The sequence below is a fragment of the Rhodoferax lacus genome (genome assembly GCF_003415675.1).
GTDB lineage: Bacteria > Pseudomonadota > Gammaproteobacteria > Burkholderiales > Burkholderiaceae_C > Allorhodoferax > Allorhodoferax lacus.
Window position 1 is genome coordinate 1 of record NZ_QFZK01000015.1, and the last position, 15519, is coordinate 15519.

Annotated in this window: 11 protein-coding genes and 1 tRNA gene; 6 read left to right on the forward strand and 6 right to left on the reverse strand. The window is 60.0% G+C overall.

Translation table 11 applies throughout. The features are described from left to right. Window positions 1-866: 866 nt before the first annotated feature. From dsr1 to DIC66_RS17820, 4 genes are all read right to left on the reverse strand, one after another. Complete coding sequence (dsr1, locus tag DIC66_RS17805) at window positions 867-4664, reverse strand: anti-phage defense-associated sirtuin Dsr1 (protein WP_117179450.1); 3798 nt, start codon at window positions 4662-4664, stop codon at window positions 867-869. 146 nt (window positions 4665-4810) lie between these two features. Continuing rightward, on the reverse strand, window positions 4811-5143 hold the full coding sequence (locus tag DIC66_RS23645) for a helix-turn-helix transcriptional regulator (RefSeq protein WP_338052515.1): 333 nt from the start codon (window positions 5141-5143) through the stop codon (window positions 4811-4813). 288 nt (window positions 5144-5431) lie between these two features. Further along, window positions 5432-6652 (reverse strand): tyrosine-type recombinase/integrase, encoded by a 1221-nt coding sequence (locus tag DIC66_RS17815; RefSeq protein WP_117179506.1) that lies wholly within the window; start codon window positions 6650-6652, stop codon window positions 5432-5434. A gap of 181 nt (window positions 6653-6833) precedes the next feature. After that, window positions 6834-6918: transfer RNA gene (locus DIC66_RS17820), tRNA-Leu, on the reverse strand. A gap of 40 nt (window positions 6919-6958) precedes the next feature. Between DIC66_RS17820 and cysM the strand changes: the two genes are divergently transcribed. Both cysM and DIC66_RS17830 read left to right on the forward strand, forming a co-directional pair. Further along, window positions 6959-7861: a cysteine synthase CysM gene (cysM, locus tag DIC66_RS17825; protein WP_117179451.1), complete on the forward strand. Its 903-nt coding sequence runs from the start codon at window positions 6959-6961 to the stop codon at window positions 7859-7861. A gap of 53 nt (window positions 7862-7914) precedes the next feature. After that, on the forward strand, window positions 7915-8142 hold the full coding sequence (locus DIC66_RS17830) for a sulfurtransferase TusA family protein (protein WP_117179452.1): 228 nt from the start codon (window positions 7915-7917) through the stop codon (window positions 8140-8142). Between the two features lie 48 nt (window positions 8143-8190). Here the strand turns inward: DIC66_RS17830 and DIC66_RS17835 are convergent, their stop codons facing one another. Next, window positions 8191-11106, reverse strand: a complete 2916-nt coding sequence (locus tag DIC66_RS17835) for a valine--tRNA ligase (RefSeq protein WP_420820504.1) — start codon at window positions 11104-11106, stop codon at window positions 8191-8193. 260 nt (window positions 11107-11366) lie between these two features. Here DIC66_RS17835 and DIC66_RS17840 point away from each other — a divergent pair, with 260 nt between their 5' ends. From DIC66_RS17840 to DIC66_RS17855, 4 genes are all read left to right on the forward strand, one after another. Continuing rightward, complete coding sequence (locus DIC66_RS17840; RefSeq protein ID WP_117179454.1) at window positions 11367-11738, forward strand: cystatin domain-containing protein; 372 nt, start codon at window positions 11367-11369, stop codon at window positions 11736-11738. A gap of 272 nt (window positions 11739-12010) precedes the next feature. After that, entirely contained in the window at window positions 12011-12781 is a 771-nt protein-coding gene (gene yaaA / locus DIC66_RS17845) for a peroxide stress protein YaaA (RefSeq protein WP_117179455.1), read from the forward strand. 25 nt (window positions 12782-12806) lie between these two features. Further along, complete coding sequence (gene queF, locus DIC66_RS17850) at window positions 12807-13679, forward strand: NADPH-dependent 7-cyano-7-deazaguanine reductase QueF (protein ID WP_117179456.1); 873 nt, start codon at window positions 12807-12809, stop codon at window positions 13677-13679. Window positions 13680-13697: 18 nt separating this feature from the next. Further along, on the forward strand, window positions 13698-14948 hold the full coding sequence (locus DIC66_RS17855) for a methyltransferase (RefSeq protein WP_117179457.1): 1251 nt from the start codon (window positions 13698-13700) through the stop codon (window positions 14946-14948). Here DIC66_RS17855 and DIC66_RS17860 read toward each other — a convergent pair. Continuing rightward, entirely contained in the window at window positions 14945-15508 is a 564-nt protein-coding gene (locus DIC66_RS17860; RefSeq protein ID WP_117179507.1) for an HD domain-containing protein, read from the reverse strand. The genes DIC66_RS17855 and DIC66_RS17860 overlap by 4 nt on opposite strands. Window positions 15509-15519 lie beyond the last annotated feature (11 nt).

Consider the following 15519-nt stretch of genomic DNA (forward strand, 5'->3'; position numbering starts at 1 on the left):
ACACGTCTACCAACACAGCGGGCCAGCCAGATCGGGGAATTACTGCCGCACCGCTGGCAAGACATTGCTGTCTAACTGTCAGGCATGACCGAGGTCAGCGGTCAATATGGGATGGCCGGACGCATACACACAAAACCCCAGTTGCGCCTGACATCCTCTTGATGCGCGTCCGAGTGAGAAAGAGCGTTTCCTGATTTGGTGCTGCGCTACTGGCCTCGCGGCTTCCTGCGTTACCCCATGCCAAATCATCTGCCGATAGAACTCTCACTGGTTCTGTGAAGGCAAGAAGCCACATTAACTTCTGCTTTCACACGCGGACTCGTGCTGCCAATGAAGGCTGAAAACAGAAGCTAATGTGGCTTCAAATGCTTTGTCCAACGAGTCCGCGTTTGACTAGTACAGTTTCGAAGAGGCAAAAAAGTAATCAACCCGAATTGGGCGTCATCGGGTAACTATTTTCAAATTTCTTTCCCCCTCGAAGCGGAAGTCTTAGCAGTTGCTTGGTACGCCTTGGTCGCAGTCATCGGGCGTCACAATTCGATTAATACAACCACGTTGCTTGCTGACCTCAAGCTTTCTACGCCTCCAGACGTGATGGAGGTCGAGCATGACGACAGCCTCTAATCCGGTGGCAAAACGGGCGTTCGTGATGCCTGAAAAGCAAATGTCACTCGAAACGGTTTCGAGTGACACTAACAAAGCGTTAGCCCAAAATATAGGCATCCTGCCCACGTTTGTGCCCTCTACAGTGGCAGAAATGACAGCGTGCCTTGCCGACCCCCTGTGGAGAATTTGCAGAGGGAAAATCTTCAAGATCATGGTGAAGGCGTCTGATGGCGAGGACAGTGCCAAGAAAAAAGCCATCTTTAGTCCCCATGCGCTCGGGCGTACTGATCTAGGCGAAGCCATCTTTGGTCTTGCCGCAAGTCAGGTGCTACCTGAACGACATCGTCTAGGCATTTGCGCAGTTCGCGCGGCGCCCAGCGTGGCTGGTCGTGAAGAATGGCATCGAGAAATTGGAGTGCATCCGGCGGAAACTGCCTAGCCAACCCTGACTCGCTGAGTCGATGAACGACAAAATCGGGATGCTCCACAGTTCGAAGCCAGTTGCCTATCGAGGCCACAGCAGAAGCAAACTCGGCGCCAGCAGAAATGCACAGGCGCGCAAGTGGTTCGGCGTTGCCGCGCGATACCGCATCGTTGGAATTGGGCCAGACCTTTTCCCAGAAGGGCTGCACGCGGTTTCTCCAGTATTCTTCGCGCTGTTCGCCTGCTGCTTCCTGAGCGAGAACCAACGCGTCTGCCGCCTCATGCAGCCCTTGTGCTGGCAAAGTCCTTATCGCATGTGCTAGTTCGGTTCGATTGAAGTTATCTCCTGGATCGAGGGCTGCAAAAGTTAGGATGGCTGCGTACTGCTTCCCGTGATCGCCAAGCTGGGCGTAGTGATTCGCCGTATCCAAGAATGCCGGCTTGAGCACTTCCATCAACGGGCGGTACAACCGCGGGGACCAAAGGAATCCCTCCCACGCCGCGCGTGCCTCCAAATCGGAACGCTGCCAGTCAAAAAGTGGCAGCAAATGCTCCTTAGTCCAATTTCCATCGACGCGAAATAGTGTGATGACATTTGCCGCGAGCAAGACGCGGCCATGCCTGAACTTTCTGACCTGCGTATCGCAGAGAGCGGTAAAGATGGGCTTGAGGTCGTCATTCAACCCCTGCCCATCTTCGAGCGACTGTCGATACCACCAGCTAAGCAGCGCCTCTGTGACGTGGCCGATTGGGTCGTTTATGGCACGAAGGACCGGATCATCGACTGCGCCGTCGTCCTCGTCACTCAGTTGTAGGAGCCGGTGAGCGAGCTCTAAGAATAGTTTGTTGTGGCCCTGGAATGTCTTCGCGAGCTGCCGCAACCACCAACCGATGCCGCGATCAACCACAGCAAACAGTTCAGGGGGGGCCGCGCTTAGGACGGGTGCCATCAAGTGCCATGATCGGTCACGCAACTTCTCATCCGACCAGACCTGCAGAGCGTCCTTCCAACGACCGGCGGGCCAGACGCCTTGGTGTGCCAGTTGACAAAGGGCGTATGCCGTTGCCTGAAAGCTGTCCAAGCAGCGCTCCTTCCAGTCGTCCTGCTGGCCGGGTTTAAGGTCTGGGTGCTCGCGCAGGTAGTTCAGGACTCCACTCCGGCTGTGCGGCATCGGCGTGAACGACCGCCACGGATCGATGTCGCCACCCCATCCTGCGCCTTCGGACCAGACAGGAAACTCCTCCCTTTCGCTGGTATCGAGCTGCCATGCCGGATATTGCCCGGAAAGCGCATCCAGCCGTTGCCGTGCCTCATGGCCCAGCTCGACTCCGGTCGCCGCCATCTTCGCCAGGAGCAGCCATACCTCGCGAGCCAGGAACCGATCCCACTCAGCAGGATCGATATCGTCTCTGACCATTTCGCGCGGTGGTCCAGTGAGAATGGCACGTTCTAGCTCAGCGAGCATCGTCGCGTCGAGCAGCGGCACCAAGGCGACCAGCAGACGCATCGCCTCTCGTTGCGTCTCAACTGACCACAGCCACCATTTGTCCGCAGACAACAGCCAGTCGAGGGCCAGCCGCGTCGGTATCCCCCTCGATTGGGCGGCGGCAAAGAACGCGAGCCGGTGAAAGACCGGGTAAGGCTTGGCCATCCAAGCCTCGGCGGCAATTCTTGCCTGCTCGGGGGAGCGCTCCGCCATAGCCAGCCAAGCATCCCGCGCCAACTCGATCAGTTCGGTCCAGTCGTTGAAGTCGTTATTCTGCCCGTGATCGCTGATTGAAGGTCGAAGCACATAGGAATGATCGCTTCGATCCTCAGCGTCCCCAAGTTCGCGCCTCAGGTCCATCGCGTCGCGTAGCAGTGCAGTGAAGTCTTCCAGCAAACCCGGCAATGCGTCGGCCCACCGCCCGTCATGCGGCAGATCACGGAGCACTGAACGCACGTGATCAGTTGCTAGCTCAAGCTCCCACTCCACAAGATCCTTGATGCGCTTGGGCTCGCCAGCTTCGTCGTCATCACTGGCCCAATGGAACGGCTCTCGTATGGAAATGCAAGGCGTCAACGCTTCGCGCAGCGCCAGCCGAAGGCTGGCCGTCATCCCGTCTCGCGTGAAGTGCTCGCGCCATCGGTACAGGTCGAACGACCCCCGTGCCAACCTCACGCGCCCGGTCAGCAGCAAACGCCACAGCGTGCGCATCATGGGCCGTGGCACTGCACTCGGCGCGTTGAAACGAATGCGCTGCAGCTTGGTTGTATCGCTATCGCGTTCGAGTTTGTCCAGTTCCTCCAGCTTTCGCTCAATCAGCCACACGAATTCCTCATGCAGTTGACCACCGCGCTTTGCCATCCAAATTAACAGCGTCGAGTCGTCGAGGTGGCGAGTCAGCCAGCGCGCCAACTGGTGCATAACTGCGTCCCACTTGGCGCCAGACGCACCCCTGCCGACGAGGCTCATCAATGGAGCCAGAGAGTACGGTGTTGGTCTCTGAAGCAAACTGAACGCGAGCTTGTCGTCCTTGACCTCAGCAGGAACGACGCCGAAGCGCGCAAGGTCAGCGTGGAGGAAACGCTCGTTGCTTAACGGCTCCAACCAGTCGAGCGCAGGCACAGGATCCATGTCTGCGAATCGTTGGGCAGGAAGTCCACCCGGATCACTCAGGGCCCACAGAACTCTCCCGACGAAGTCATCCTGCTTTGTGCTTGCCAGTGGCCGCCCAATGGCAGACGCGACGACGATGCTCTCCTTGCCGCGAACACCGTCGCGATACGTGTCAGCCCAGGCACGCAAGGTCTTGTGAAGGTAGGAGTGACCTTGATGCTCTCGATAGAGGATCGGCGTCACGTTCTTGGCCTTCCACTCGTTCGTGCGCTCCGACTCCTTTCCTTTTGAGAAGCTACCGAAGGCGAACATCTCGGGAGACGATTCCCCTAGCAGCCGGTCGGCGGCCAGCGCATCCGTCATGTAGCGCAGGACGGGGTCGTTGATGCTGTAGCCGACGAAGCAAACCGTATAGCTGCGGAACAGCTCACTGACGAAGCGCGCCGCCCAGCGCTCCGTCAGGTACGCGAGGCCGAAGTCGCCGCTGGAGATGACCAAGCGATCAAGAGTTCCAGGGGTCGGCTTCGCGTCAAGGAGCCCGTGCAGGTAAACCAATCCGTCCCACCGGTTCTTCGGAACCGGCAGCAGCGGCGCACGGTATTGCTCAATCTGAAGCGCACGCGCTGAGATCACTTCTTCGAACAGCCTATCGAAATTGGTGGTGATGAGTCGAGTTCTGCCTTCACGGCTCTGGCTCAGGGTGAGTAGTGCGTCGTGTGTTGCCCTAGTACTTGGAGCGCTTGAAGTAGCGGTCAGCACGCTCGCCAAGTGCCGACGCACGGTCTCACGGCCGTTCACGATGTCCGACTCGAGTAGGCCAATAGCTGTGTCGAACAGGCCGCTCTTGATAGCGGCCTGTTGCACTGCGGTGGGTGTGGGCGTTAACGCCGAATACAGTCGTTTCACCAACCCGCCGAATCCAGGCAGGCCCGCTGGGTAGGAGATGCCCGCGCCACAAAAGAACACGACGCGCCCGTCCTCATGGGCTTCCAACAAGCGCTCGGGGATATCTGGGCCGTTTCGGATGAGTTGCATGGGCGGGCGTCGTATAGCGTTGTTTCTTAAATTGTTACTGACGCCCTATCAGTTTACGACGACGCCCGCATTCGGGTCACCGAATTTCAGTCCCTAATGCTTGGATGCAGACCGCCTGCTGGACATATAGCAGCATCGTCCAGCGTCTACCCAGCGGCCTGCGCCGCCATCCACGCACGAACACTGCCCACTTTCCAAGCTGTCACGCCTTCGGACAGTTTGACGGGTTTGGGGAAATTGCCCGCCTTAACCTTGCGCCATAGAGTTGGCGCACTGAATGGCAATGGCGCAGTTGACTGTGGCCTCTTGGGACTTTGGACCAACTGCGACTCTCTAACGTATGCACTGTCAGGAAGTGCATCGAAAACCGATGCGGGTATGGTTACCTCAACCGAGTGGCCGCTTGGCGTGATCATCAGTGGATCTTGTTTGACTGCGGTACTTGCTTCCTTAGTGACGAGCAAAAAATTCATTCCCATAAATCCTCCGTAGGGCAGGGGAGCAGAGGTGCTCGCCTGATGGATGGATTTCAAAGGAGTTTTTTTGCGAGTCAACCCGAAACGGGATAGTGGCAAGTGACATTGCCTATTAGTCCCTGAAAAACCACGATTTGCTGGCTTGTAAGGTCGCGCGTTCAATATTGAAACTGGCGTGCTGCCATGGACAGGTCTTTTTAATCAGCCACCTAGCAAGCGGGTGGTGATGAACCTAATGGCATCTTGCCTCGCAACTACTCACATATTCAACGTTGCCAAGGCTCGTGGAGCCTAGCTTGCCGCCTTGATAGGGATTACGTCTGCCCCCATACGCAATTTGTCGAGGTAGTCAGCCCAGCGCTGCATCATTTCCCGACGCGCTGGAAGGTGTGCAGTACGGTTGTAAGCCCGGCCGTTTGGGTCTTTGACGGCGTGGGCCAGTTGATGCTCGATAAGGTCTACGCGCTCGCCCAGCACCTCATCCATGATCGTGCGGGCCATTGCCCGAAAACCGTGGGCACTATGCATATCTTGCGCATAGCCCATTCCCCTCAGTGCCGAATTGATGGTGTTCTCACTCATGGGGCGCTCGCCAGTGCGCACGCTGGGGAACACATATTTGCCATGGCCAGTAATAGCCTTGACTTCACGCAGGATGTCCACTGCTTGGCAGGACAACGGCACCAGATGGTCAACTTTCATTTTCATTTTGCTGCCGGGTATGCGCCATTCGCCTGCGTCCAGGTCGATTTCTGTCCACTCAGCGGTGCGAAGTTCACCAGGACGTACAAATACCATAGGCGACAGCTTCAAGGCCGCCACGGTACACGGATGACCCTCGTATGCAAATATGGAGCGCAGCAAGTCCCCGGCCTTCTTGGGCTCTGTGATGGCTGCGAAGTGACTGGCCTGGGGCTTTGCCAGTGCGCCTTTAAGGTCCTGGGTGACGTCACGCTCTGCATAGCCGCACGCCACGGCGTATCTAAACACTTGTCCGCACACCTGCTTTACCCTGTGGACGCTATCCAGGGCACCACGCGCTTCCATCTTCCGTAGCGCCGCAAGGACATCGCGGGGACCAATGGCACTGACTTGCAGATTGCCGATGTAGGGAAAAATGTCATGCTCAAGCCAGTTCGTAACCTTGGCGGTGGTGGTAGCCGCTCGATCGGCATCTGTCTTTTGAAGCCATTCGCGCGCTACGGCCTCAAACTTGTGGGCTGAAGCTGCGAGCTTTACGGCTTTCTCTACCTTCTTGTGCGCGCTTGGGTCTATTCCCTCAGCCAGTCGCTCGCGGGCTTCGTCTCTGCGTTTACGGGCTTTGGCCAGCGATACCTCGGGATAGGTGTTCAGCGCCAGCGTCTTGCGTTTTCCTTCAAACCTGTAGTCCATCCGCCAATACTTGCCGGTCGCGTTGACCAGCAGGTACATGCCACCACCGTCGGAATGCTTGTCACCAGATGGTTTTCCGCTGTGTTTTGCATTCTTTACGAACGTGTCGGTTAGTGCCAATTTCGCCCCCTGGATGGTGACGGTATTTTTCTGGGGTTCTTTTCGAGATACCGTCAGACATACCGTCAAGTTGTCGGTATGTCATGGTACGGGCTGAAATGGCCTGAGACAACAAAAAACCCGCTATGCCTAGGAGACATGCGGGTTTTGAGACTACTTGATACCGTCTGAAACCATCAGATGGTGCCCGGGGCCGGAATCGAACCGGCACGCCTTGCGGCGGGGGATTTTGAGTCCCCTGCGTCTACCAATTTCACCACCCGGGCAGGGAGAGAGAACGACTCAAATTATGGCACATTTAAGGCCATGAACTATTCGACTATTGAAGACACCATCGGAAAGACACCGTTGGTGCGATTGCAGCGCATCGGTGCGCAAACCAATGCCGAAAGTGGCAATGTGGTGTTGGGCAAATTGGAGGGAAATAACCCGGCAGGTTCGGTCAAGGACCGCCCCGCACTCAGCATGATTGCGCGCGCCCAGGAGCGCGGCGAAATCAAACCCGGGGATACGCTGATTGAGGCCACGTCCGGCAACACCGGAATCGCCCTGGCCATGGCTGCGGCGATCAAGGGCTACCGCATGGTGCTGATCATGCCGGAGGACCTGTCCATAGAGCGCGTGCAAACCATGAAGGCTTTTGGTGCCGAGCTCATACTCACGCCCAAGAGCGGTGGCATGGAGTACGCGCGCGACCTGGCCGACAAGATGGTGCGCGAAGGCCAGGGCACGGTGCTGGACCAGTTTGCCAATGCCGACAACCCGCGTGCGCATTACGAGACCACCGGCCCTGAAATCTGGGCTGACACACAGGGCAAAGTCACCCACTTCGTCAGTGCCATGGGCACCACCGGAACCATCACCGGCGTGTCGCGCTTCCTGAAGGAAAAGAACCCTGCCATTCGCATCATTGGCGCGCAACCCAGCGAGGGTTCGCGCATACCCGGCATCCGCAAGTGGCCGCAGGAGTACCTGCCCAAGATTTACGACCCGGCCAATGTGGATGAGCTGGTGTACGTCAGCCAGTCGGACGCGGAGCACATGTGCCGACGCCTGGCGCGGGAAGAGGGTATTTTTGCCGGCATCTCGGCAGCGGGTGCCTGCTGGGTGGCCCAGCAGATTGCCGAACGCGAAAAGAATGCGACGATTGTGTTTGTGGTCTGTGACCGCGGTGACCGCTATCTGTCCACAGGTGTCTTTCCGGCCTGATGCGCCGCATTGGACCGGCGCAACCCTACAATGCACCAGACCTAGGAACAACTATGCAGATCGACAAAGAAATTGACACCCGTGGCCTGAACTGCCCGCTGCCCATCCTGAAGGCCAAGAAGGCGCTGGCAGAACTTCACAGCGGCCAGGTGCTCAAGGTGGTGTCCACCGACGCAGGTTCCGTGCGTGATTTCCAGGCCTTTGCCAAGCAAACCGGCAACGAGTTGCTGGACCAGCACACACTGCAAACCGACTTCATCCACATCCTGCGCCGCAGGTAGCCGGGCCGCCCAGGCCGCCACACGCAGTGGGCGACCGTGGGGGCTAAATCACTTCAAACGGGCGAGTTGGTCCCGCACCTTGCCCAGGGTATCGGTGAATGCCGCCACCCGTTTGCGCGACTCATCAATCACCGCCGGTGGTGCCTTGGCCACAAAGGCCTCGTTGGACAGCTTGGCGTTGGCCTTGCTGATCTCGTTTTCCAGACGCGCCACTTCCTTGCCCAGGCGCAGCTTTTCGGCTTCCACGTCCACTTCCATGTGCAGGCAGATGCGTGCATCACCCACCACGGCCACGGGTGCGGCTTGTGCCGCTGCCTGCCAGGAGGCCTCGTCGGCAAACAGCTTGACTTCGCTCAGCTTGGCCAGCGCCTGCAGGATGGGCGCCGAGGTTTGCAGGAAAGCGTTCTCGGCCTCTGACTGCGCCACCACATACAGCGGCAAGCGGGTGGAGGGCGGCACGCTCATCTCGCCACGCAGGTTGCGGCAGGCATCCACCAGTTTCTTGAGCTTGACGATCTGCGCAATCGCGTCTTCATCAATGCGCTCGGGCTGGGCCACCGGATAGGCAGCGATGCTGATGGAGGGGCCCCCACGGCCAGCGACGGGCGCCACCTTCTGCCACAACTCCTCGGTAATGAAGGGTGTGATGGGGTGGGCCAGACGCAGAATGGTCTCCAGCGTGCGGATCAACGTGCGGCGGGTGCCGCGTTTTTGTGCGTCGTCGCCGGTCTGTATTTGCACCTTGGCAATTTCCAGGTACCAGTCGCAGAACTCGTCCCACACAAACTGGTAAATCGTGTTGGCCACGTTGTCCAGACGGTACTCGGCAAAGCCCTTGGTGACTTCGGCCTCGGTCTTCTGCAGCAGCGACACGATCCAGCGGTCTGCCGCAGTGAAGCTCAGGTAGCCGTGGGCCGGGCCACCCACAGAACACTGCTCCTTGGTGTGCTCCAGCAGACCGCAGTCCTGGCCTTCGCAGTTCATCAGCACAAAGCGCGTGGCGTTCCACAGCTTGTTGCAGAAGTTGCGATAACCCTCGCAGCGCTTGCTGTCAAAATTGATGCTGCGCCCCAGGGAGGCGAGGGCTGCAAAGGTGAAGCGCAGGGCGTCCGCTCCGTAGGCGGGAATGCCCTCGGGGAATTCCTTTTCGGTGTTCTTGCGCACCGTGGGTGCAGTTTCTGGCTTGCGCAAACCCGTGGTGCGCTTGTCCAGCAGGGGGGCGAGCGAAATGCCGTCGATCAGGTCCACCGGGTCCAGCACATTGCCCTCGGACTTGCTCATCTTCTTGCCCTGTGCGTCGCGCACCAGGCCGTGGATGTAGACATGCTTGAAGGGCACGCGGCCGGTGAAGTGCGTTGTCATCATGATCATGCGCGCCACCCAGAAGAAGATGATGTCGTAGCCGGTGACCAGAACGGAGCTGGGCAGGTACAGATCGTAGTCCTCTGTCTTCTCGGGCCAGCCCATTGTCGAGAAAGGCACAAGGGCACTGGAGTACCAGGTGTCCAACACATCCTCGTCGCGGCGCAGGGTTTTGCCCGGAGCCTGTGCCTGTGCCTCAGCCTCATTGCGCGCCACATACACCCGTCCGTCCTCGTCATACCAGGCCGGAATCTGGTGGCCCCACCAGAGCTGGCGGCTGATGCACCAGTCCTGGATATTGTTCATCCACTGGTTGTAGGTGTTGACCCAGTTCTCGGGCACGAAGGTGACGTCGCCGCTTTGCACGGCGTCAATGGCTTTTTGCGTGATGCTTTTGCCGGTCGGGTCCTGCTCGCTCACCTTGGTCATGGCGACAAACCACTGGTCGGTCAGCATGGGCTCTATCACCTGGCCGGTGCGGGCGCAGCGCGGCACCATGAGCTTGTGTTTTTTGACTTCCACCAGGAAGCCACCGGCTTCCAGATCGGACACCACCTGTTTGCGGGCAACAAAACGGTCCAGGCCCCGGTAAACAGCGGGGGCCTGGTCGTTGATCTTGGCGTCCAGCGTCAGCACGCAAATCAGCGGCAGCTTGTGGCGCTGGCCCACGGCATAGTCGTTCTGGTCGTGGGCCGGGGTGACCTTTACCACGCCGGTGCCAAATGCCTTGTCCACGTAATCGTCGGCAATCACCGGGATCTCGCGGTCGCAAAGCGGCAGCTTCACTTTTCTGCCGATGAGGTGCACATAGCGCTCGTCCTCGGGGTGCACCATCACGGCCACGTCACCCAGCATGGTCTCGGGGCGGGTGGTGGCCACGGTGATGTCACCGGAGCCGTCGGCCAGCGGATAGCGGATGTGCCAGAGCGAGCCTTCTTCCTCTTCGCTCTCCACTTCCAGATCGCTCACCGCGCTCATCAGCACCGGGTCCCAGTTCACCAGACGTTTGCCGCGGTAAATCAGGCCCTGCTTATAGAGCTGCACAAAGGTCTCGGTCACCGTCTTGGACAGTTTGTCGTCCATGGTGAAGTACTCGCGGCTCCAATCCACCGAATCGCCCATGCGGCGCATCTGTGTGGTGATGGTGTTGCCGGACTTTTCTTTCCATTCCCAGACCTTCTTCACAAAGTCGGTGCGGCCCAGGTCGTGGCGGCTGACTTTCTGGTCGGCCAGCTGGCGCTCCACCACGATTTGCGTTGCAATGCCGGCGTGGTCGGTGCCCGGAATCCAGGCGGTGTTGAAGCCGCTCATGCGGTGGTAGCGCGTCAGGCTGTCCATGATGGTCTGGTTGAACGCGTGGCCCATGTGCAGCGTGCCCGTCACATTGGGCGGCGGCAGCTGGATGGCAAAGGCCGGGGCATCGGCCTTGGGGGCCTGTGTGCCACGGAAGCCAGCAATGCCGTAGCCGCGTTTTTCCCACTCCGGTCCCCAGTGGGCTTCCAGCGCTGCCGGCTCGAACGATTTGGACAGTGACTGCAGACCCGGTTGATCGGGGGTGCTGGTGGCGGGGGAGGGGCTTGTGGGGGTGGCGTTGTCAGACATGGTCATTCTTTAGGAGCGAAGGGCGATTTTACCGGGCCGGAGATTGAGCTTTCGTAGGAAGCAATGGGCATGGCTGCATTCACCTTGCCCAACGCACGACAAGTGCTCTGCAGGGTGCCGGTCCGACCCTGCTGGTGTCATATCCGTCCACAAGGATTTGCCAGTCAACCGAAGGGGTTTATCATGCGTTGAGCGAACTGCCATCGGAATCACGCGGTTTTGCTGGTTACCAATAATTCAAACTACAAAGAGTAACTGACGTGCGAAACATCACACGCGTCCGCTTGGCGGCGCTTGCCATTGGCTTTGCCTTGGCCCTGAATTCCCATTTGAAAACAGCCCATGCGGCCGAGCTGGACACGCAAGCCCTGGCCGGTGGCTGGAGCGCTGCCGGTTTGCAGGATGAGCAGATTGTCAAAGCGGCCAAGTTCGCGCTCTCTGAACAGACCAGGCAGTCGCAGCAGGGACTCAGACTCCTGGCGATCAAGCACGCACGCCAACAGGTGGTGGCGGGCATGAACTACAGCATGAACCTGATGGTGCAAAACGAAGGCAAGCGTCGTTTGGTGATTGCCGTAGTCTGGGTCAAGCCCGACGGCACTATGGAACTCACACGCTGGCACTGGGTGTGACATAAGAGCCCCCACGTTCGCTCACTGCGTGTAGCTCTCTGCCCCCTCAGGGGGCTAACCCGGCTTGGGGCGGCCCGGCGCCGGGTTGTTGGAGCCCCCACGCTTTTCACTTCGTGTAATGCGCTGCCCCCTCAAGGGGCGAATCCCGCTTGGGGCGGCCCGGCGCGGGATTGGTGGAGCCCCCACGCTTGCTCACCGCGTGTCACCCTCTGCCCGCCCAAGTGCCAAACCCTACCTGTGGAGGCCCGGCGCCCATTCGGGATAATGGGCCCATGCTGTTCCTTCTTTCCCCCGCCAAATCCCTGGATTACGACACGCCGCTCACCGGCCAGCCCCACACCGCGCCCTTGTTCGTCAAAGACTCCAAGGTGCTGATTGACGTGCTGCGCACCCGCTCGCCGCAGCAAATTGCCGAGCTGATGGACCTGAGCGACAAGCTCAGCACACTCAATGTGGCGCGTTACCAGGCTTGGTCCAGCCGTGCCACCGAAAAGAATGCCCGCCAGGCGGCGCTGGCCTTTGATGGCGATGTCTATGGCGGGCTGGATGCGCGCAGCCTGGAGGCCGTCGATCTGGCCTGGGCACAGGACCATGTGTGCATTCTGAGCGGACTGTACGGCGTGCTGCGCCCGCTGGACCTGATGCAGCCCTACCGCCTGGAAATGGGCACGCAACTGGCCAACCCCGGTGGCGCCAACCTGTATGCCTTCTGGGGCAGCCGCATTGCCGAGTACCTGAATACCCGCCTCAAGAGCGACACCAGCCCGGTGGTCATCAACCTGGCCTCCAACGAATACTTCAAGGCGGTGGACACCAAGGCCCTGAAGGCGCAGGTGGTGGAATGCGTGTTCCAGGAATACAAGAACGGCCAGTACAAGATCATCAGCTTCTTTGCCAAGCGCGCACGCGGCCTGATGGCGCGCTACGCCACGGTGCACAAGCTCACCCACATCGACCAGCTCAAGGCCTTTGACAGCGAGGGCTACGCCTATGATGCCAAAGCCTCCACGCCCCTGAAGCTGGTGTTCCGCCGCAAGGCCTGAAGCCTGCCGCATCCACTCCCCATCCATGACCGACGCACACAAAACCCCCGAAAACGCGCCTGAACAATCGCAGCTGGGCAAGCCCTCTGCCTATGTGGACCAGTACGACGCCAGTCTGCTGTTCCCCATCCCCCGCGCCACCAAACGCCTGGAGATTGGTGTGCCCGCGGCCAGCCCGTTTTTTGGCGCCGACATCTGGACTGCCTATGAGCTGAGCTGGTTGAACCTGCGCGGCAAGCCGCAGGTGGCGCTGGCGCACTTCACCATTCCCTGCGAGTCGGTGAACATTGTGGAGAGCAAGTCCTTCAAGCTCTACCTCAACAGCTTCAACAACACCCGCTTTGCTGATGCATCCGAGGTGCTGGCGCGCCTGCGCACTGACATCGGTGAGGCGGTATGGCGCGGCGGCGTGGTGCAGTCTTCCATTGGCGTCAAGCTGATTGCGCCTGAGCTGTTTGATCGCGAGCCCATCTATGAGTTGGATGGCCTGAGCCTGGATCGCCTGGATGTGGAATGCACCCGCTACCAGCCCGCACCGGAACTGCTGGTGGCTAATACCGCGGACGAGTCGCCGGTGACCGAGGTGCTGGTGAGCAACCTGCTCAAGAGCAATTGCCTGGTGACCGGACAGCCCGACTGGGGCAGCGTACAGATCAGCTACACCGGTGCGGCCATTGGGCACGAAGGCCTGCTGCAATACATCGTGAGCTTTCGCAACCACAACGAGTTCCATGAGCAGTGCGTGGAGCGCATCTTCATGGACATCTGGAGCCGCTGCAAACCCCTGAAGCTTTCGGTCTACGCGCGCTACACACGGCGCGGTGGCCTGGACATCAACCCCTTTCGCACCAGCTATCCGCAGGCTCTGCCTGTCAACACGCGCAATGCGCGGCAATAGGCCCCCACCGGCCACACCATGACCCTATCTCAAACCCCCACGGCCCATCCAACCATTCAATGGCAAGAGGGCGGCGTGGAATGCAGCGCCCGCTGGCGCTCCGAGCGCGGCGCACTGCCACCCAAAAAAGTGGTGCTGGCCGATGACACCTTGAGCGCTGACACCGCCTACCGCATGGCCTGCGAGGGCACGGCGCTGCTGTGGCGCGGCGACTTCCAGAATGCGCGCCAAATGCTGCAGGCCCTGGGCCGCCGCATTGACCAGTCCGCCAGCACCGACAAGCGCGGTCGCAAGCCCAAAGCCCCGGCCCTGCAAGCCAAAGACCCTCAGCAAAGCGCAGAAGAGTCGGCAGCACTTGCGGCCAAAGGCTTTCACCAGCACCGCCAGGCCCAGGCCCAGCGCGCCCGTGTCTTGGGCATGGTGCTGCTGTCTTTTGATGCGGACTATGGCTTGAGCCTGCGCCGCAGTCCTGACGCCCGCCAAGCCTGCGCCCAGGCCTGGGGTGAGCCTGTGGCAGGCGAGGGCGCCAGCGTGGCCTCCATGCGCGAGCTGCTGGGCCTGGTGAGCGCTTATGAGTGGCGCAAGAACGGCGTGGAGATTGCGGCCCTGGGCGAGGCGCCCCACAACCGCATCTACCCGCACTACGGCGTGTACTCACCTCTGCGCGGCGAATACATAGCGCTGGTGGCCGTGGCTCACACCCCTAAGGACACCGCTGCGCTGACGGCCTTCGACATCGGCACCGGCACCGGTGTGCTCGCTGCGGTGCTGGTGCGCCGCGGTGTGGGCCAGGTGGTGGCCACCGACAACGACGCGCGTGCCCTGGCATGCGCTGCGGAGAATTTGGCGCAACTGGGTGTGGCTGACAAGGTGCAGTTGCAACAAGCCGATCTGTTCCCGCAAGGACTGGCCGACATCATCGTCTGCAACCCGCCCTGGTTGCCCGCACGCGCAAGTTCGTCCATCGAACATGCCGTGTACGACGAGGGCAGCGCCATGCTGCTGGGTTTTTTAAAGGGACTTGCTGCGCACCTTAGACCGAAGGGCGAGGGTTGGCTGATTCTGTCCGACCTGGCCGAGCACCTGGGGCTGCGCACGCGCGCTGAACTTTTGGCGGCTATCGCGTCGGCAGGCCTGCAGGTGAAGGCGCGCATCGACGCCAAGCCGCAACACGCCAAGGCCCGGGATGCCACCGACCCGCTGCACTTGGCGCGGGCGGTGGAAGTAACGTCCCTGTACCGCCTGGTTGCGGCACCGCTGGTCGCCTAAGCCTGGGACTGCGCGAACGCAGGCCGTGTAAACACTTCCCGCAGCATGGGCTCAAAGTAGCTCAGGGGACGTGTGGGGTAGGCCGGGTCAAAGGCCGCCTGGTCATACAACTCCACAAAGCGCTGGCAGGAATCAAACCAGGGGTGGTCCTTGTGGACCAGGTGGCCATCTGCCGGTTTGCCGTAGTGGTGGGCGTAGTACTGCATCTGGAACAGGCCGTGCATCTCCACCACCCAGGTCACCTCGGCCCGCACATAGGGTTTGAGGATGTCGGCGGCAAACTGCGAATGGTTTTCCGGGGCCAGCTCATCGCCCAGGTCGTGCACCAGCGCGGCCACAATCATCTCGATGTCGGCGCCATCGTCCTCAGCGCGCGAGGCACTTTGCAGCGAATGCTCCAGACGCGATAGCTTGTAGCCCTGCAATGAGCCGCCCAGGCGCTCAAGCGCCACCAACAGCCGGTCGGGCAGGGCGCGGATGTAGTCATGCTCCAGCTTTTGCAGGAACACATACTCCTCCTGTGTGCCGTTTTTCATCTGGGTAAAGTTTACGGTTTCCATGGTCACATCCT

Coding starts and splice junctions, on each gene's coding strand:
- dsr1 (WP_117179450.1), bottom strand. CDS start 4,664: ATGCAACTCATCCGAAACGGCCCAGATATCCCCGAGCGCTTGTTGGAA.
- DIC66_RS23645 (WP_338052515.1), bottom strand. CDS start 5,143: ATGGGAATGAATTTTTTGCTCGTCACTAAGGAAGCAAGTACCGCAGTC.
- cysM (WP_117179451.1), top strand. CDS start 6,959: ATGAACTATTCGACTATTGAAGACACCATCGGAAAGACACCGTTGGTG.
- DIC66_RS17830 (WP_117179452.1), top strand. CDS start 7,915: ATGCAGATCGACAAAGAAATTGACACCCGTGGCCTGAACTGCCCGCTG.
- DIC66_RS17835 (WP_420820504.1), bottom strand. CDS start 11,106: ATGTCTGACAACGCCACCCCCACAAGCCCCTCCCCCGCCACCAGCACC.
- yaaA (WP_117179455.1), top strand. CDS start 12,011: ATGCTGTTCCTTCTTTCCCCCGCCAAATCCCTGGATTACGACACGCCG.
- queF (WP_117179456.1), top strand. CDS start 12,807: ATGACCGACGCACACAAAACCCCCGAAAACGCGCCTGAACAATCGCAG.
- DIC66_RS17855 (WP_117179457.1), top strand. CDS start 13,698: ATGACCCTATCTCAAACCCCCACGGCCCATCCAACCATTCAATGGCAA.
- DIC66_RS17860 (WP_117179507.1), bottom strand. CDS start 15,508: ATGGAAACCGTAAACTTTACCCAGATGAAAAACGGCACACAGGAGGAG.